The sequence below is a fragment of the Streptomyces sp. CC208A genome (assembly GCF_030010625.1).
Lineage (GTDB): Bacteria > Actinomycetota > Actinomycetes > Streptomycetales > Streptomycetaceae > Streptomyces.
The window spans coordinates 134,708-153,129 of the sequence record NZ_JASCXN010000007.1; the positions used below are offsets into that span (position 1 = coordinate 134,708).

Consider the following 18,422-nt stretch of genomic DNA (forward strand, 5'->3'; position numbering starts at 1 on the left):
GCGCGTTCGACGTGCGCCGGGCCCTCTCGCGTACTCCCTCGGGGGTCAGCTCTTGCGGATCTCCCAGAAGCGGAAGACGGTCGAGGCGTCGAGGGTCCATTCGAGGCCGGTGACGCCCTCGCGGGAGACGGCGTACTGCTTGCCCTGCCAGAGCGGGATGAGGGGGAGTTCCTCGGCGACGGCGTCCTGGATCTCGCCGTACTCCTTGTCGGTGGCGGAGCGGTCGGCGGTGGCGGCGGTCTTCGGCAGGAGGGTGCCGGTGATCTCGGTGTTCTCGTAGTGGTTGGAGAGGACGTTGCCCTCGCCGAAGAACGGGGCGGTGAAGTTGTCGGCGTCGGGGTAGTCGGGGACCCAGCCCTTGACGTAGACGCCGTACTTGCCGGCTTCGATGTCCTTCTCGTACTGGTCGAAGGGGACGGACTTGACGTCGGCCGTGAAGAGGCCGCTGGCGTTGAGCTGGGCGGCGATGGCCTTCAGCTCGGCATCGGTGGAGGGGCCGTAGCGGCTGGGGGTGGACCAGAGGGTGAGGGTGATCTTGTCCTTGATGCCGGCGTCGCGCAGGGCCTTCTTGGCCTTGGCGGCGTCGGGGCTGCCGTAGGTGTCGAAGAAGGCGGTGTTGTGGCCGTTGATGCCGGCCGGGACGATCGAGTAGAGCGGCGTGGCGGTCGACTTGTAGATGTCCTCGACGAGGGCGTCGCGGTCGACGAGGTGGGCTATCGCCTTGCGGACGGCGAGCTTGCCGGCGACCGGGTCCTTCATGTTGAAGACGAGGTGCTGGACCTCGGCGCTGCTGCCCTGGACGACCTGGACGTTGCGGTCGCCGGTGGAGGCCTCCAGATCGGCGATGTCGGCGTCGGACAGGCCTCGGTAGGCGACGTCGACCTCGCCGTCGGCGAAGGCCTTGGCGAGGGCGGTGCGGTCGCCGCCGTAGAGCTTGAGGGTGACGCGGTCGTTGCGGCGCGTCGCGGTGCCCTGGTAGCCGGTGTTGGCGGAGAAGACGGCCTCGGTGTCGCTGAAGGAGTCCAGCTTGTACGGGCCGGAGCCGACGGCCTTGCCGTCGGTGCGGAGCGCGTCGGCGGGGTACTCGCGGTGGTCGACGATGGAGCCGGCGCCGGAGGCGATCTTGCTGGGGAAGGTGGCGTCCGGGACCTTGAGGCGGAAGACGACGGTCCGCTCGTCGGGGGTCTCGATGGTGTCGATGGTGGAGAGCAGCGGCTCCGGCCCGTCGGGGTCGGCGATCTTCAGGGCGCGCTCGAAGGAGAACTTGACGTCCTCGGAGGTGAGCGGGTTGCCGTTGGAGAACTTCAGGCCGGGGCGGAGGGTGCAGGTGTAGACGGTGCTGCCCTCGTCGAAGCCGCACTTCTCGGCGGCCTCGGGCTCGGGCAGGGAGCCGCCCTTCGGGAAGGCCAGGAGGGACTGGAAGACGTTGTTGAACAGCAGCCAGGAGCCGGGGTCGTAACCGGCGGCGGGGTCGGTCGCCAGGATCTCGTCGGACATGCCGACCCGGACGGAGTCGGCGCCGCCCGAGCCCGTTCCCTGCTCGGTGCCGCAACCGCCGAGGAGGGCGGCGGAGAGGCCCGCTGCGAGCGGGGCGGTCAGCCACTTGTGGTGCGTCTTCACTGAACTTGCCTCTTGATCTCTTGCCAGGCCGGCCGCGCGTTGCTGCGCGGCCGGTACAACGAAGGGGTCAGGCGGTGGTGCCGCGGCTCAGCTCCCAGAGCAGCAGGTCCGAGGAGGTGTTGAGGGCGTACTCGACACCGTTGATGTCGTCGCGGGCGGCGACGTACTGCTTGCCCTGCCAGAGCGGCAGGACGGGCACGTCCTGGGCGACGATCTTCTGGATCTGCCGGTAGACGGGGTTCGCGGCGGTGCGGTCGGCCTGTCGGCGGGAGCGCGGGATGAGCTGCTCGCGGACGGTCTTGTTGACGTAGGGGGTGCCGAGGAAGTTGCCGCTGTCGAGGAAGGGCGCGACGTAGTTGTCCGGGTCCGGGTAGTCGGGGAACCAGCCGAGGCCGTAGACGGCGTAGTCGCCGCGCCTCTGGGCGGGCCGGAACTCGGACCAGGCGGAGCCCTTGACGGTGACGTCGAAGAGTTCGCTCGCGACGAGCTGGTTCTTCAGCGTCTCGAACTCCTGGGCGGTCTCGGCGCCGTAGTGGTCGGTGGTGTAGTGGAGGGTGAGCTTGACCGGGGTCTTCACGCCGGCCTTCCGGAGGATGGCGGCGCCGCGCTCGGCGTCGCCCTCGCCGTACTCCTCGTAGAAGGGGGTGGCGTGGCCGGTGATGCTGGAGGGGATCAGCGAGTAGAGCGGCTCGGCGGTGGGGCCGTACACCCGGTTGACGAGGGCGCCGCGGTCGACGACTGCGGCCATGGCCTGACGGACGGCCTTCTCCTCGACGGCGGGGGCCTTGGTGTTGAAGCCGAGGTAGCGGATCTCCAGGCCGGGGACCTCGGAGACGCGGATGCCGTCGGTGGGGCTCTCGGTGAGGTCGCGGATCTGCTCCTGGGAGAGGGAGCGGGCCATCATGTCGATGTCCTTGCTCTCCAGGGCCTTGCCCATGGTGCCGGCGTCGGCGTAGGCGCGGAGCTCGACCCGCTCGTTGCGGAGCGTGACGTCGCCCTTGTAGTGGGGGTTGCGGGAGAAGACGAAGCGGGTGGCCTGGTCGCCCTCCTGCTCGGCCTTGAGGGTGTACGGGCCGGAGCCGTCGACCTGGAAGCCCTCGCGGAGCTCGTCGGCGGCGTACTTGTCCTTGCTGAGGATGCCGGCGACGGGGGTGGAGAGCTTGTACGGGAAGGTGGCGTCGGGGGCGTTGAGGTGGAAGACGACCTCGCGGTCGCCCTTGGTCTCGACGGTGTCGACGGTCGACAGGAGGCCGGCGGCGCCGTTGTCGGAGTTGATCTTCCGGACCCGGTCGATGGAGAACTTGACGTCCTCGGCGGTGACGGGGGTGCCGTCGGCGAAGGTGAGGCCGGGGCGCAGCACGCAGCGGTAGCTCTCGCTGGCGGTGTCGGAGAAGCCGCAGCTCTCGGCGGCCTCGGGGACGGGCTCGCCGCCGCCGCGGGGGACGTGGACCAGGGTCTGCACGGTCTGGCGGAGGATGTTCCAGGCACCGGTGTCGTAGGCGTAGGCCGGGTCGAGGGGGGCGGGGGCCTCTTCGGTGGCGACGAACTGGTCGGTGGTTCCGACGACGATGGCTCTGTCGCCCTCTCCCGTGCCGCACGCGGCGAGCAGCGGGGCGAGCAGTCCGGCCACGGCCGGCAGCACCAAGGTCTTGCGGTTCATCAAGGGACGTTCTCCTCAGCCGGCCTGGGGTACAGCGGTCACGACGACACTCCGCCGCTGGCCGCCCGGTCGGGGCGGGAGCGATCGGGCCGGGAAGTTGCGATCGGTCCTGTGTTCTCGGCGACGGGGGTATGCGCCGGAGCACGCGGTGATAGCGGCGAAGTACTCGCGAAAGATTAGTGGGCGGCGCCGCTATTGCCGGACGGGGTGGCCGGTGGAGGGTAATCGCAGGGTGATCATGGATGCGTCCGCTTCGATAGTCATGCGGCACACGAGAGGGACGGGAGCGGCCGAACCAGGACACAAGGGGGCGTCGGGCGTTCGCGTTCCGGGTGGGAGAGGGGGTCAGGCCACCCCTCGGCGCGCACGCTGGGTGACCAAGGTCACGTGGCGGAAATTCGAGTGATGGCCTGAACCCATTGCGCGACAGAGGCGCGACGGAAGCGTGACGGAAAGCGGGGGAGAACGCGTGGAGTACGCGCGCGCGTACGCACGGAAATCGCCTGCGGGGAATGCCGGGGAAAGCTCAGGGAAAGCTCAAATGGATCTCGGGCGGATGGATCTCGGGCGGGATCAGATTCCTGAGACGAGGGTCCGCAGGAACGGCACGTCGACCTCTTCGAGCGAGCGGACCACGACCCGGCCGGGCAGGGCGGGGATCGGCGCGACGGAGGGCACGGCGACGACCCGGCAGCCGGCCGCCTCGGCGGCGGCGACACCGGTCGCGGTGTCCTCGATGACGGCGCACAGGGCGGGGTCGGCGCCGACGCCGCGGGCGGCGGTCAGATAGGGCTCCGGGTGGGGCTTGGTGCGGCCGACCTCGTCGCCGGCGACGGTGAGGTGGAAGCGGTCGCGGCCGACGGACTCCAGGACGCGGTCGATGATCCGCCGGTGGGAGGCGGAGACGAGGGCGGTGGGGACGGAGTGGCGGGCGAGTTCGGCGAGGAGCCGCTCGGCGCCGGGCATGAGCGGGACGCCGCGGGTGATGCGCTGCTCGAACCGCTCGTTGAGCAGCACGGTCAGCTCGGCGAGGGTGATGTCGGCGCCGGTGGCCTCGATGAGGTACCCGGCGCTGCGGGTCATGGGGCCGCCGACCACGATGTCCCGCCACGCCTCGTCGAGGCGGTGTCCGAGCTCGGCGAAGACCTCGACCTCGGCGTCCCACCAGAAGCCCTCCGTGTCGACGAGGGTCCCGTCCATGTCGAGGAAGACCGCTTGGAGGGCGGAGCTGCCATCGGCGTTGAACAGGGACGCGGGGACCGTACTGGTCATCCGGCACACCTCCATGGAGAGACGGAAAGGCCGGCCCCCACTCCCGGTACGGGGAGGAGGACCGGCCTGCACTGGACCGACAAGTGTACGTCGCGATCACCGCGGGCGCGGATATTTGCGCCCGAGCGTCAGCGACCGGTCACCGGGCGTTGAAGTACTTCGCCTCGGGGTGGTGGATGACGATGGCGTCGGTGGACTGCTCGGGGTGGAGCTGGAACTCCTCCGAGAGGTGCACACCGATCCGCTCCGGCCGCAGGAGTTCGGCGATCTTCGCCCGGTCCTCGAGGTCGGGGCAGGCGCCGTAGCCGAGCGAGAAGCGGGCACCGCGGTACTTGAGGTCGAACATGTCCTCGATGTGCTGGGGGTCCTCGCCGCCGAAGCCCAGCTCGGCGCGCACGCGCGCGTGCCAGTACTCGGCGAGCGCCTCCGCCAGCTGCACGGACAGGCCGTGCAGCTCCAGGTAGTCGCGGTAGGAGTCGGAGGCGAAGAGCTCGGCGGTGGCCTCGCCGATCTTCGAGCCGACGGTGACGACCTGGAGCCCGACGACGTCGGTCTCGCCGGACTCCTCGGGGCGGAAGAAGTCCGCGAGGCAGAGGCGGCGGCCGCGGCGCTGGCGGGGGAAGGTGAAGCGGGTCCGCTCGTTGCCGGCCTCGTCCAGGATGATCAGGTCGTCGCCCTTGGAGACGCACGGGAAGTAGCCGTGCACGACGGCCGCCTCAAGGAGGTTCCCGGTGTGCAGCCGCTCCAGCCAGCCGCGCAGCCGCGGCCGGCCCTCGGTCTCCACCAGCTCCTCGTACGTCGGTCCGTCGCCGGCCCGGTTCTGCTTGAGGCCCCACTGGCCCTTGAAGAGGGCACCCTCGTCGAGCCAGGAGGCGTACTCCTTGAGCGGGATGCCCTTGACCACGCGGGTGCCCCAGAACGGCGGGGTGGGCACGGGGTTGTCGGTGGCGACGTCGGAGCGGCCGCCGGGCTCGGGCTCGTCGACCTGGAGGGCGGCGGCGCCCTTGGCGACCCGGCGCTGCTTCAGTTCGGGGAGTACGGCTCCGGGGACGCCGCGCTTGACGGCGACGAGCGCGTCCATGAGGCGGAGGCCCTCGAAGGCGTCGCGGGCGTAGCGGACCTCGCCCTGGTAGAGCTCGTGGAGGTCCTGTTCGACGTAGGCCCGGGTGAGGGCGGCGCCGCCGAGGATGACGGGGTACTTGGCGGCCAGCTCGCGCTGGTTGAGCTCCTCCAGGTTCTCCTTCATGATCACCGTGGACTTGACCAGCAGGCCGGACATGCCGATGACATCGGCCCGGTGTTCCTCGGCGGCCTCCAGGATGGCGGAGACGGGCTGCTTGATGCCGAGGTTGACGACGTTGTAGCCGTTGTTGGACAGGATGATGTCGACGAGGTTCTTGCCGATGTCGTGCACGTCCCCGCGGACGGTGGCGAGCACGATGGTGCCCTTGCCCTCGGCGTCGGACTTCTCCATGTGGGGTTCGAGGTGGGCGACCGCGGTCTTCATCACCTCGGCCGACTGCAGCACGAACGGCAGCTGCATCTGGCCGGAGCCGAACAGCTCGCCGACCACCTTCATGCCGTCAAGGAGGGTGTTGTTGACGATGTCGAGGGCCGGCGTGGTGGTCAGCGCCTCGTCGAGGTCGGCCTCCAGGCCGTTCTTCTCGCCGTCGATGATCCGCCGCTTGAGCCGCTCCTCCAGCGGCAGCGCCGCCAGCTCCTCGGCCTTGCCCGCCTTCAGCGACTTGGCGGTGGCGCCCTCGAACAGGGCCATCAGCTTCTGCAGCGGGTCATAGCCCTCCGCGCGCCGGTCGTAGATCAGGTCCAGAGCGGTGGTGACCTGTTCGTCGTCGAAGCGGGCGATCGGCAGGATCTTGCTGGCGTGGACGATCGCGGAGTCCAGGCCGGCCTTGACGCACTCGTCGAGGAAGACGGAGTTGAGCAGGATCCGGGCGGCCGGGTTGAGGCCGAAGGAGATGTTCGACAGGCCGAGGGTGGTCTGCACCTCGGGGTGGCGGCGCTTGAGCTCGCGGATGGCCTCGATCGTCGCGATGCCGTCGCCCCGGGACTCCTCCTGGCCGGTGCAGATGGTGAAGGTCAGGGTGTCGATGAGGATGTCGGACTCGCGGATGCCCCAGTTGCCGGTCAGGTCGGCGATCAGCCGCTCGGCGATCTCCACCTTCTTCTCGACCGTGCGGGCCTGGCCCTCCTCGTCGATGGTCAGCGCGATCAGCGCCGCGCCGTGTTCCTGGGCCAGGCGGGTGACCTTGGCGAAGCGGGAGTCGGGGCCGTCGCCGTCCTCGTAGTTGACCGAGTTGATGACCGCCCGGCCGCCCAGCTTCTCCAGGCCGGCCCGGATCACCTCCACCTCGGTGGAGTCGAGCACGATGGGCAGGGTGGAGGCGGTGGCGAAGCGGCCGGCCAGCTCCTCCATGTCGGCCACGCCGTCCCGGCCGACGTAGTCCACGCACAGGTCCAGCATGTGCGCGCCCTCGCGGATCTGGTCCCGGGCCATCTCCACGCAGTCGTCCCAGCGCCCGTCGAGCATGGCCTCGCGGAACTTCTTCGACCCGTTCGCGTTCGTCCGCTCCCCGATCGCCAGGTACGAGGTGTCCTGCCGGAACGGCACGGTCTGGTAGAGCGAGGCGGCGCCGGGCTCGGGGCGCGGGTCGCGCGGGGCGGGCGTGAGGTCGCGGACGCGCTCGACGACCTGGCGCAGGTGCTCGGGGGTCGTACCGCAGCAGCCGCCGACCAGGGAGAGGCCGTAGTCGCGGACGAAGGCCTCCTGGGCGTCGGCGAGCTCGGCCGGTGAGAGCGGGTAGTGCGCGCCGTCGGAGGTGAGCACCGGCAGGCCGGCGTTGGGCATCACCGACAGCGGGATGCGGGCGTTGCGCGCCAGGTAGCGCAGGTGCTCGCTCATCTCGGCCGGACCCGTGGCGCAGTTCAGGCCGATCATGTCGATGCCGAGCGGCTCCAGCGCCGTCAGCGCCGCCCCGATCTCGGAGCCGAGCAGCATCGTGCCCGTCGTCTCCACCGTCACCGAGACGATCAGCGGCACATCCACACCGAGCGCCTCAAGGGCGCGGCGGGCGCCGATGACGGACGCCTTCGTCTGGAGCAGGTCCTGCGTCGTCTCCACGATGAGCGCGTCGGCGCCACCGGTGAGCAGGCCCTCGGCGTTCTGCTGGTAGGCGTCGCGCAGGACGGTGTACGGGGCGTGGCCGAGGGTCGGCAGCTTGGTGCCGGGGCCGATGGAGCCGAGGACCCAGCGCTGGCGGCCGTCGGCGGCGGTGAACTCGTCGGCGACCTCGCGGGCCACCCGGGCGCCGGCCTCGGACAGCTCGTGGACGCGGTGGGAGATGTCGTACTCCCCCAGGGCCGCGTGGTTGGCGCCGAAGGTGTTGGTCTCGACGCAGTCGACACCGGCGGCGAAGTACTCGCGGTGGACGGAGGCGACGATGTCGGGCCGGGTGAGGCTGAGGATCTCGTTGCAGCCTTCCAGCTGCTGGAAGTCCTCCAGGGTGGGCTCCTGGGCCTGGAGCATGGTGCCCATGGCTCCGTCGGCGACGACCACGCGGCTGGCGAGGGCTTCGCGGAGGGCGGCGGCGCGGCTCCGGCTGTCGGCGGAGACGGAAGGGGTGGGCGACGAGGCCATGAAGGGGCTCCCTGGAATGCGACGGCTGTCGGCTTTGCACCCTGGGCGCAGGGTGCACGGGCCCAGCGTAACCATGGTTCGACCGGGGCGGACACGGCGTCCCACGTGGCGGACGGCATCCTGTGTGCGAGGACTCCCGGTAAGGCCCCTTCTTCGAGGACACTGTCAGGTGCGAAGCAAGGTCGGCATCGACCGATAGTGTTCAGCATTGTCGAACATCGATATGTGTGCGGTACGTGAGGGAGAAGGGCCGGGCCATGGCGAAGAACATCCAGTCGCTTGAACGGGCGGCGGCCATGCTGCGACTGCTCGCGGGCGGCGAGCGCCGGCTCGGCCTGTCCGACATCGCGTCCTCGCTGGGACTGGCCAAGGGCACGGCCCACGGCATCCTGCGCACCCTCCAGGCGGAGGGCTTCGTGGAGCAGGACGCGGCCTCGGGCCGGTACCAGCTGGGCGCCGAGCTGCTGCGGCTCGGCAACAGCTATCTGGACGTGCACGAGCTGCGGGCGCGAGCGCTGGTGTGGACGGACGACCTGGCGCGGTCCAGCGGGGAGAGCGTGCACCTGGGGGTGCTGCACCAGCAGGGCGTGCTGATCGTGCACCACGTCTTCCGGCCGGACGACAGCCGCCAGGTCCTGGAGGTGGGGGCGATGCAGCCGCTGCACTCCACGGCGCTCGGGAAGGTGCTGTCGGCGTACGACCCGGTGGCGCACAGCGAGGCCGTGGAGGTGGCGCGGGAGCCGTTCACGCCGCGTACGGTCACGGGCCTGGAGGACTTCGAGTCGCTGCTCGACATGACGCGGGCGCGCGGCTGGGCGGCGGACGTGGAGGAGACCTGGGAGGGCGTGGCCTCGGTGGCGGCACCGATCCACGACCGGCGCCGGATGCCGGTGGGCGCGGTGGCGGTCACCGGGGCGGTGGAGCGGGTCTGTCCGGGCGGCGAGCTGCGCCCGGAGCTGGTGGCGGCGGTGCGGGACTGCGCCCGGGCGGTCTCCAGGGACCTGGGGGCGGGCCGCTTCTGAGCCCGCGCCACCGGGTCCGGTGAACCGGCCCGTACGGAGAGCGAACCCGTCGGTAACGATCGCGTTATCGGCGGGTTTTTCGTTTCCCAGACCCTTGACGTGCTGTTAACCCCGGGGCAAAACTTCCGTTCATCGGTCGGCATTGTCGAACACCTACCGGCAATACACGCTAGAGTGGGGCAGTGCCAAGGGCCGTGGACGCCCTCACACGAGGGCGCGGACCCCCGGGCCGAACCGGGGTCCGCCTTCCCCTGGACGTAGGACAAAGGAGTCGCGGGTGTCCAGCTCCGACATCTTCATCGGCGAGGTCATCGGGACCGCCGTACTCATCCTGCTCGGCGGTGGCGTGGTGGCCGCCGTCGTGCTCAAGCGCTCCAAGGCGCAGAACGCCGGCTGGCTCGCGATCACCTTCGGGTGGGGCTTCGCGGTCATGACCGCCGTCTACATGACCGGTTCCCTCTCGGGCGCCCATCTCAACCCGGCGGTCACCGTCGGCATCGCGATCAAGGACGGGGACTGGAGCAACGTCCCGGTCTACTTCGCCGGCCAGCTGCTGGGCGCCATGCTCGGTGCCTTCCTCGTCTGGATCGCGTACTACGGCCAGTTCCAGGCCCATCTGACCGACCCGGAGATCGTGGGCGACCCCGCGAAGAAGGCCGTCGAAGGCCCGCACGACAACGGCGGCGCCGGTCCGGTGCTCGGCGTCTTCTCCACCGGCCCGGAGATCCGGGTCGTCTGGCAGAACCTGGCCACCGAGATCATCGGCACGGCCGTGCTGGTCCTCGCGGTGCTCACCCAGGGCCTGAACGACAGCGGCAAGGGCCTCGGCGTGCTCGGCGCCCTGATCACCGCGCTCGTCGTGGTCGGCATCGGCCTCTCGCTCGGCGGCCCGACCGGTTACGCCATCAACCCCGCCCGCGACCTCGGTCCGCGCATCGTGCACGCCCTGCTCCCGCTGCCCAACAAGGGCGGATCCGACTGGAGCTACGCCTGGATCCCGGTGGTCGGCCCCCTGGTGGGTGGCTCCCTCGCCGCGGGTATCTACAACATCGCGTTCGCCTGAGCCGTCCTTCTTCCAGACTTCCCTTGGAGCACACCGTGACCGACGCACACACCGCCGCCACCGCATCCCACGGCGCGGGGCCGTTCATCGCCGCGATCGACCAGGGCACCACCTCTTCCCGCTGCATCGTCTTCGACAAGGACGGCCGGATCGTCTCGGTCGACCAGAAGGAGCACGAGCAGATCTTCCCGAAGCCGGGCTGGGTCGAGCACGACGCCACCGAGATCTGGACCAACGTCCAGGAGGTCGTCGCCGGCGCCATCGTCAAGGCCGGCATCACCGCCGCCGACGTCAAGGCCATCGGCATCACCAACCAGCGCGAGACCACGCTGATGTGGGACAAGAACACCGGCGAGCCCGTCCACAACGCGCTCGTCTGGCAGGACACCCGCACCGACGCCCTCTGCAAGGAGCTCGGCCGCAACGTCGGCCAGGACCGCTTCCGCCGCGAGACCGGCCTCCCGCTCGCCTCCTACTTCTCCGGCCCCAAGGTCCGCTGGCTCCTCGACAACGTCGAGGGCCTGCGCGAGCGCGCCGAGCGCGGCGACATCCTCTTCGGCACCATGGACTCCTGGGTCATCTGGAACCTCACCGGCGGCACCCAGGGCGGCGTCCACGTCACCGACGTCACCAACGCCTCCCGCACCCTCCTGATGAACCTCCACGAGATGGCCTGGGACGAGCGGATCCTGCAGTCCATCGACATCCCCGCCGCCGTCCTCCCCGAGATCCGCTCCTCCGCCGAGGTCTACGGCACGGTCAAGGGCGGCATCCTCGACGGCGTCCCCGTCGCCTCCGCGCTCGGCGACCAGCAGGCCGCCCTCTTCGGCCAGACCTGCTTCGCCGAGGGCGAGGCCAAGTCCACGTACGGCACCGGCACCTTCATGCTGATGAACACCGGTGACAAGATCATCAACTCCTACAGCGGCCTGCTGACCACGGTCGGCTACCAGATCGGCGACCAGAAGCCGGTCTACGCCCTGGAGGGCTCCATCGCCGTCACCGGCTCGCTCGTCCAGTGGATGCGCGACCAGATGGGCCTGATCAAGTCCGCCGCCGAGATCGAGACCCTGGCCTCCTCGGTGGAGGACAACGGCGGCGCCTACTTCGTGCCCGCCTTCTCCGGCCTCTTCGCCCCGTACTGGCGCTCCGACGCCCGCGGTGTGATCGCCGGCCTCACCCGGTACGTCACCAAGGCGCACATCGCCCGTGCCGTCCTGGAGGCCACCGCCTGGCAGACCCGCGAGATCACCGACGCCATGACCAAGGACTCCGGCGTCGAGCTGACCGCGCTCAAGGTCGACGGCGGCATGACCTCCAACAACCTGCTGATGCAGACCCTCTCGGACTTCCTGGACGCCCCCGTGGTGCGCCCCATGGTCGCCGAGACCACCTGCCTCGGTGCCGCCTACGCCGCCGGTCTCGCCGTCGGCTTCTGGCCCGACACCGACGCCCTGCGCGCCAACTGGCGCCGTGCCGCGGAGTGGACCCCGCGCATGGACGCCGACAAGCGCGACAGCGAGTACAAGAACTGGCTCAAGGCCGTGGAGCGCTCCATGGGCTGGCTCGAAGAAGAGAAGTGACGAGGAGTAGACCGAGATGACCACCCCGCAGACCGTCCCCGCCCTCGGAACGCACCCGGCCGCCGGTTCGCTTCCGACCCGCGCCGAGACCAGAGAGCAGCTTGCCAAGGCGACGTACGACCTCCTGGTGATCGGTGGCGGCATCCTGGGCATCTCCACCGCCTGGCACGCCGCGCAGGCCGGTCTGCGGGTGGCCCTGGTGGACGCCGGCGACTTCGCCGGCGCCACCTCCTCGGCCTCCTCCAAGCTCCTCCACGGCGGCCTGCGTTACCTGCAGACCGGCGCCGTGAAGCTCGTCGCCGAGAACCACTTCGAGCGGCGCGCCGTCTCCCGCCAGGTCGCCCCCCACCTGTCCAACCCGCTCACCTTCTACCTGCCCGTCTACAAGGGCGGCCCGCACGGCGCCGCCAAGCTGGGCGCCGGAGTCTTCGCGTACTCCGCCCTCTCCGCCTTCGGCGACGGCGTCGGCCACCTCCTCTCCCCCGCCAAGGCGGCGCAGGACGTGCCCGAGCTGCGCACCGACAACCTCAAGGCGGTCGCCGTCTACGGCGACGACCAGATGAACGACGCCCGCATGGCGCTCATGACGGTCCGCGCGGCCGTCGACGCCGGCGCCGTCGTCCTCAACCACGCCGAGGTCACCGGGCTCCGCTTCACCCAGGGCCGGGTCACCGGCGCCGAGCTCAGGGACCGGCTGTCCGGCGAGGAGTTCGGCGTCACCGCGCGGCTCGTCCTCAACGCCACCGGCCCCTGGGTCGACCACCTGCGGAAGATGGAGGACCCCAACGCGGCCCCGTCCATCCGCCTCTCCAAGGGCGCCCACCTGGTCCTCAAGCGGACCGCTCCGTGGAAGGCCGCGCTCGCCACCCCGATCGACAAGTACCGGATCACCTTCGCCCTCCCCTGGGAGGACATGCTCCTGCTCGGCACCACCGACGAGGAGTACGAGGGCGACCCGGGCGAGGTCGCGGTCAACGACAAGGACATCGCCCAGATCCTGGACGAGGCCGCCTTCTCCATCCGCGACCAGCAGCTCGACCGCTCCCTCATCACCTACGCCTTCGCCGGTCTGCGGGTGCTCCCGGGCGGTCCCGGCGACACCTCCAAGGCCAAGCGCGAGACGGTCGTCACCGAGGGCCGCGGCGGGATGCTGTCGGTGGCCGGCGGCAAGTGGACCACCTTCCGCCACATCGGCCGCACCATCATGAAGAAGCTGGAGTCGCTGCCCGGCCACCCGCTCGGCGAGGACTACGAGCCGGTCTCCGCGCTTCCGAAGCGGCTGCCGCTGCCCGGCATCGCCAACCCCAACGCGGTCGCCCACCGGCTGCTCGTCGACGGCCCGGCCCCCGGCCCCCGGATGGCCGCCGACACCGCCAAGCACCTGGCCACGCACTACGGTTCGCTCTCCTTCGACATCGCCCGCATGGCGAACGAGAACCCCGAACTGGCCCGCCGGATCCACCCGGACGCGCCCGAGATCTGGGCGCAGGTCGCCTACGCCCGCGACCACGAGTGGGCCGAGACGGCCGACGACGTGCTGCGCCGCCGCACCACCCTGACCATCCGCGGTCTCGCCACCGACGAGATCCGCGCCGAGGTCGACGCGATGCTGCGCGCCGAGTAGCCGCCACGGACCGAGGGGCGGTCTTCTCCGGGGAGGGAGAGGACCGCCCCTCTCGCGTGCCGTCCCGCGGGCCGTGTGCGGGGCCCGGTTCGTGGGTAGTCGATCAAGGCCGCAAGGGTTTTCGGGCGCGCCCGAAGGCTGCGGCCGGGCGACCGGAAAGCCGTAAGGTTGGTCCGTACGACACGAACTTCGAAGAAGGAGGCGCTGGGTGATCGAGCTCGAGGGGATGCCCGAGCTGATCGACCCGGTCATGGTGGCCGCGTTCGAGGGCTGGAACGACGCCGGCGACGCCGCCTCCACCGCGGTCGCTCATCTGGACCGGGAATGGAAGGGCGAGGTCTTCGCGGCGCTCGACGCCGAGGACTACTACGACTTCCAGGTCAACCGCCCGACGGTGTTCCTGGAGAACGGCGTCCGGAAGATCACCTGGCCGACGACCCGGCTCTCGGTGGTCCGGGTCGGCGGCGAGAAGCCGCGCGACCTGGTCCTGGTGCGCGGCATCGAGCCCTCGATGCGCTGGCGCTCCTTCTGCAACGAGCTGCTGGGCTTCGCCCACGAACTCGGCGTGGAGATGGTGGTGATCCTCGGCGCGCTGCTCGGCGACACCCCGCACACCCGCCCGGTGCCGGTCAGCGGCGTCACCTCCGATCCGGACCTGGCGCGGACGATGGACCTGGAGGAGACCCGGTACGAGGGCCCGACGGGGATCGTCGGCATCCTCCAGGAGGCGTGCACCCACGCGGGCGTGCCGGCGGTGAGCCTGTGGGCGGCGGTTCCGCACTACGTGTCCCAGCCGCCGAACCCGAAGGCGACGCTGGCGCTCCTCAACCGCCTTGAGGACCTGATCGGGCTGCGGATCCCGCTGGGCGAGCTGCCCGAGGACGCGCGGGCGTGGCAGCTGGGCGTGGACCAGCTGGCGGCGGAGGACAGCGAGGTCGCCGAGTACGTGCAGACGCTGGAGGAGGCCCGGGACACCGCGGAGCTGCCGGAGGCGTCGGGCGAGGCGATCGCCCGCGAGTTCGAGCGCTATCTGCGGCGGCGCGAGCCGGGTACGGGACCGGGCCCGGTGACCGGTCCGGGGGTGGCGACGGAGAGCGGGGACACCTCGTACCTGCGGGATCCGGGCAGCGGACGGCCCCGCCCGCCGAAGCCGGAGCAGCCCGGGCGGCCTGAGGAGAGCGAGGGGTCCGAGGAGCCCGGCGAGGGCGACGAGGACTGAGGTCGAAGAGGGCGAAAAGAGGGAGGGACGGCCGAGGCCGTCCCTCCCTCTCTTTTCCCACCTGCTTACAGCGCGCCCGCCTGCTTACAGCGCGACGCCGAGGAGCGCGTCGACCGTGCGGGAGACGAGGCCGGGGGCGGACTCGTCGGTGCCGCCGTCCGCCTCCTGGCGGGCGGCCCAGCGGTCGACCGCGGCGAGCGCGGCCGGGGCGTCGAGGTCGTCGGCGAGCGCCTCGCGGACCTCCTCGACGAGGGCGTCGGCGGACGGGCCGTCGGGCCGGGAGACCGCGGCGCGCCAGCGGCCGAGGCGGTCGACGGCGTCCTGGAGGACCTGGTCGGTCCACTCCCAGTCGGCGCGGTAGTGGTGGGAGAGGAGGGCGAGCCGGATGGCGACCGGGTCGACGCCCTCGCGGCGGAGCGCGGAGACGAAGACCAGGTTGCCCTTGGACTTGGACATCTTCTCGCCGTGCAGAGCGACCATGCCGGCGTGTACGTACGCCTTGGCCATGGGGAACTCGCCGGTGAGGGTCTGGGCGTGCGAGGCGCCCATCTCGTGGTGCGGGAAGATCAGGTCGGAACCGCCGCCCTGCACGTCGAAGCCCATGCCGATGTGGTCGAGGGCGATGGCGACGCACTCGATGTGCCAGCCGGGGCGGCCGGGACCGAGGCTGCCGCCGTCCCAGCTGGGCTCGCCCTCGCGGGCGGCCATCCACAGCATCGGGTCGAGCGGGTTCTTCTTGCCGGGCCGGTCGGGGTCGCCGCCGCGCTCGGCGGAGAGGTGCCGCATCAGCTCGGTGTCGTAGTGCGAGACCTCGCCGAAGTGCGGGTCGGCCTCGACCGAGAAGTAGATGTCGCCGTCGAGCTCGTAGGCGGCGCCGGAGTCCCGGAGCCGCTCGACCAGGGGGACGATGGAGGGTATCGACTCCACCGCGCCGACGTAGTGGCGCGGTGGCAGCATCCGCAGGGCGGTCATGTCCTCGCGGAAGAGGGCGGTCTCCTTCTCGGCGAGGGCGACCCAGTCGATGTCGTCACGGAGGGCGCGCTCCAGGAGCGGGTCGTCCACGTCCGTGACGTTCTGGACGTAGTGCACCTGCCGCTTGGTGTCGAGCCACACGCGCTGCACGAGGTCGAACGCGTTGTAGGTCGCCGCGTGACCCATGTGGGTCGCGTCGTAGGGCGTGATGCCGCAGACGTAGATACGGGCGACGGGGCCGGGAGCGAGGGTCACTCGTCCGCCGGTCGCGGTGTCGTGGATCCGGAGGTCGCGGCCCTTGCCGGGAAGGGCGGGGACCTCGGAAGCGGGCCAGGCATGCATGTCCCCGAGCGTAACCGGACAGCTGTTCCGGATACGAACCGGATCCGGGATCTTGTCCGATCACGCGCTCTTGCGGGTGAGCGCCGTCTGTGCATACCCCCCAGGGGTCCGATGACCGCCCGGGGACTGTGGCCGAAACCTTACGGTCCCTGGAGCGGTGGCCCCGGGATCCGGAAGGCTCGGCCTAGACCGGCGGCCAGGGGATCGGGGGCCACTGCCCGGAGGGTTCCGGGTGGAGCCCGGAGGCCAGCAGCGCCGCCACCCGGCCCCGTACGGCGGACACCTCGGCGGCCGTGAGCAGTTCCCCCAGCCGGGTGGCGAGGGGCGCGCCGGGGGCCAGCGCGCCGGAGAGCGCCGTGAGGACGGCGGTGGCCTCCTCGGGGAGCTCCTGGCCCGCCCAGCCCCACAGCAGGGTGCGCAGCTTGTCCTCGACGTGGAAGGAGACGCCGTGGTCGATGCCGTAGAGCCGGCCGCCGGGGGCGGGGAGCAGATGGCCGCCCTTGCGGTCGCCGTTGTTCATCACCGCGTCGAGGACGGCGAGCCGGCGCAGCGCGGGGGTGTCGGCGTGGACGAGGAGTGCGGTGCGGCCCTCCCCCACCTCGGCGGGGCCGATCGCCTTCCAGCCCTCGCCGGCCTCCTCGTCCTCGGTGAGGGCGAGCAGCCGGGCGTCCGGGTCGGCCTCGATCCAGAGCTGGACCATGCCCTCGCCGTACGGGCCGTCCCGCAGCACCGTCGGCGGGACCAGGCCCCAGCCGGTGGCCTCGGAGAGCTCGTACGCGGCGACCTCCCGCTCGGCGAGGGTGCCGTCCGGGAAGTCCCACAGGGGGCGCTCCCCCGCGACCGGCTTGTAGACGCAGGCGGCCTCGCGGCCCTCGTACGCGACCGTGCAGTAGAGCACCGCGTTGGATGCCTCGCGGACCTGTCCCCGCACGGTCAGCTCACCGCGGGCGAGCAGCTCGGCGTCCGGCGGGAAGTCGGGGCTGCTGCTCATGCTCCGCGGCGGTATCCGTTCTGGCGGGGGCAGACGTGGCCCTCCGGGTCCAGCGGGAGGCTGCACAGCGGGCACGGCGGGCGGCCGGCGTTGACCACGTCCAGGGCCCGCTTGGCGAAGGCGCGGGCCTGGGCGCCGCTGAGCCGGACGCGGAGCATCGGCGGGCCGTTCTCCTCGTCCTGGAGCAGCCGCTCCTCAGCGGCGGCGAGGTCCTCCTCGGAGTCCGCGTCGAGTTCGACGAGGGCCTGGGCCTCGACGATCATGCGCTGTTCCTCGCCGTCCCAGGCGAGGGCCATGGTGCCGACCCGGAACTCCTCCTCGACGGGGGTGTCGAGGGGGGCCGTGTCGGCGTTGTCGGCGGGGGCGACGGCCGGGACCGGGGCGTTGCCCCCGGTGCGGCGCAGCACCTCGTCGAGGAGTTCGTCGATGCGCTCGGCGAGGGCGGCGACCTGGGTCTTCTCCAGGGCGACGCTGGTGACCCGGCCGGCCGCGGACGCCTGGAGGAAGAACGTCCGGCGGCCAGGCAGCCCGACCGTGCCGGCCACGAAACGCTCCGGTGGGTCGTAGAGGAACACCTGACGGGACACTCTCCCGGCTCCCTTGACTGTCGACTGTCGTACTACGGCGGCGAGTCCACCCTACTGCGCGGGGGTGTCAGGGTGCTCCCGCACCGCCACCGACCTCGGCCGCCCCACTGGTGTCGGGGGTCTCGCGGGAGGCCAGGGCGGCGAGGTCTCCGGTGTCGCCGAGGCGGACCAGGAAGGGCCTCAGGCGGGTGTAGCGGATCACGGTGAGCGAACAGGGGTCGACGTGGATCCGCTGGAAGAGGTCCAGGTGGAGGCCGAGGGCGTCGGCGACGAGGGACTTGATGATGTCGCCGTGGGAGCAGAGGGCGTAGACGGCGTCCTCGCCGTGCTCGGCCTCGATCCGGGCGTTCCAGTCGCGGACCGCCTCGACGGCCCTGGCCTGCATGGCGCGCATGGACTCGCCGCCGGGGAAGGCGGCGGCGGAGGCGTGCGCCTGGACGACCTCCATGAGCGGTTCGTCGTTGAGTTCGCTGAGCTTGCGGCCGGACCAGTCGCCGTAGTCGCACTCGTTGATCCGCTCCTCGATGTGGAGCGGGAGGTCCGGGCGGGCGTCCAGGAGCGGCCGGAGGGTCTCGCGGCAGCGCTGGAGCGGGCTGGAGACGGCGGCGGCGAGCGGGACCCCGGCGAGCCGGCCGGGCAGGGCGGCGGCCTGGGCGGCGCCGCGCTCGTCGAGCGCCACGCCCGGCGTGCGGCCGGCGAGCAGCCCGGAGGTGTTGGCGGTGGAGCGTCCGTGCCGGACGAGGATCAGCGTGGCCATGTCGGCCAGCCTACGGTGCACGCGCGCGTCCGGGGCGGTTCGGCGGGCGGTCCGC

Annotated in this window: 13 protein-coding genes; 5 read left to right on the forward strand and 8 right to left on the reverse strand. The window is 71.2% G+C overall.

The window, feature by feature from the left end:
- Positions 1–45: 45 nt before the first annotated feature.
- The 4 genes from QK442_RS11040 to metH all read right to left on the reverse strand — a co-directional run bounded on the left by QK442_RS11040 (position 46) and on the right by metH (position 8,207).
- Entirely contained in the window at positions 46–1,620 is a 1,575-nt protein-coding gene (locus QK442_RS11040) for an ABC transporter substrate-binding protein (RefSeq protein ID WP_282693698.1), read from the reverse strand.
- A 67-nt stretch (positions 1,621–1,687) separates the two neighbouring features.
- Entirely contained in the window at positions 1,688–3,280 is a 1,593-nt protein-coding gene (locus tag QK442_RS11045) for an ABC transporter substrate-binding protein (RefSeq protein ID WP_282693699.1), read from the reverse strand.
- Between the two features lie 573 nt (positions 3,281–3,853).
- The gene (locus QK442_RS11050; protein WP_282693700.1) at positions 3,854–4,552 is read right to left on the reverse strand and encodes an HAD family phosphatase; all 699 of its coding nucleotides are present in this window, start codon (positions 4,550–4,552) and stop codon (positions 3,854–3,856) included.
- Between the two features lie 139 nt (positions 4,553–4,691).
- Positions 4,692–8,207 (reverse strand): methionine synthase, encoded by a 3,516-nt coding sequence (gene metH / locus QK442_RS11055; RefSeq protein WP_282693701.1) that lies wholly within the window; start codon positions 8,205–8,207, stop codon positions 4,692–4,694.
- Positions 8,208–8,464: 257 nt separating this feature from the next.
- Between metH and QK442_RS11060 the strand changes: the two genes are divergently transcribed.
- The 5 genes from QK442_RS11060 to QK442_RS11080 all read left to right on the forward strand — a co-directional run bounded on the left by QK442_RS11060 (position 8,465) and on the right by QK442_RS11080 (position 14,718).
- Positions 8,465–9,229: an IclR family transcriptional regulator gene (locus QK442_RS11060; RefSeq protein ID WP_282693702.1), complete on the forward strand. Its 765-nt coding sequence runs from the start codon at positions 8,465–8,467 to the stop codon at positions 9,227–9,229.
- A 277-nt stretch (positions 9,230–9,506) separates the two neighbouring features.
- On the forward strand, positions 9,507–10,292 hold the full coding sequence (locus QK442_RS11065; RefSeq protein WP_282693703.1) for an MIP/aquaporin family protein: 786 nt from the start codon (positions 9,507–9,509) through the stop codon (positions 10,290–10,292).
- Positions 10,293–10,327: 35 nt separating this feature from the next.
- On the forward strand, positions 10,328–11,875 hold the full coding sequence (gene glpK / locus QK442_RS11070; protein ID WP_282693704.1) for a glycerol kinase GlpK: 1,548 nt from the start codon (positions 10,328–10,330) through the stop codon (positions 11,873–11,875).
- A 16-nt stretch (positions 11,876–11,891) separates the two neighbouring features.
- Complete coding sequence (locus QK442_RS11075) at positions 11,892–13,499, forward strand: glycerol-3-phosphate dehydrogenase/oxidase (protein WP_282693705.1); 1,608 nt, start codon at positions 11,892–11,894, stop codon at positions 13,497–13,499.
- A gap of 208 nt (positions 13,500–13,707) precedes the next feature.
- Entirely contained in the window at positions 13,708–14,718 is a 1,011-nt protein-coding gene (locus QK442_RS11080) for a PAC2 family protein (RefSeq protein WP_282693706.1), read from the forward strand.
- Between the two features lie 84 nt (positions 14,719–14,802).
- Here the strand turns inward: QK442_RS11080 and mshC are convergent, their stop codons facing one another.
- From mshC to QK442_RS11100, 4 genes are all read right to left on the reverse strand, one after another.
- A complete protein-coding gene (mshC, locus tag QK442_RS11085; RefSeq protein WP_282693707.1) occupies positions 14,803–16,032 on the reverse strand; it encodes a cysteine--1-D-myo-inosityl 2-amino-2-deoxy-alpha-D-glucopyranoside ligase in 1,230 nt (409 codons plus the stop codon).
- A gap of 184 nt (positions 16,033–16,216) precedes the next feature.
- The gene (locus tag QK442_RS11090) at positions 16,217–17,023 is read right to left on the reverse strand and encodes an SCO1664 family protein (RefSeq protein ID WP_282693708.1); all 807 of its coding nucleotides are present in this window, start codon (positions 17,021–17,023) and stop codon (positions 16,217–16,219) included.
- Complete coding sequence (locus QK442_RS11095; RefSeq protein ID WP_282693709.1) at positions 17,020–17,610, reverse strand: DUF3090 domain-containing protein; 591 nt, start codon at positions 17,608–17,610, stop codon at positions 17,020–17,022. Before QK442_RS11095 ends, QK442_RS11090 begins: the two co-directional genes overlap by 4 nt.
- Before the next feature lie 67 nt (positions 17,611–17,677).
- Positions 17,678–18,367, reverse strand: coding sequence for a histidine phosphatase family protein (locus tag QK442_RS11100; RefSeq protein WP_282693710.1), 690 nt, complete (start codon positions 18,365–18,367; stop codon positions 17,678–17,680).
- Positions 18,368–18,422: the final 55 nt, after the last annotated feature.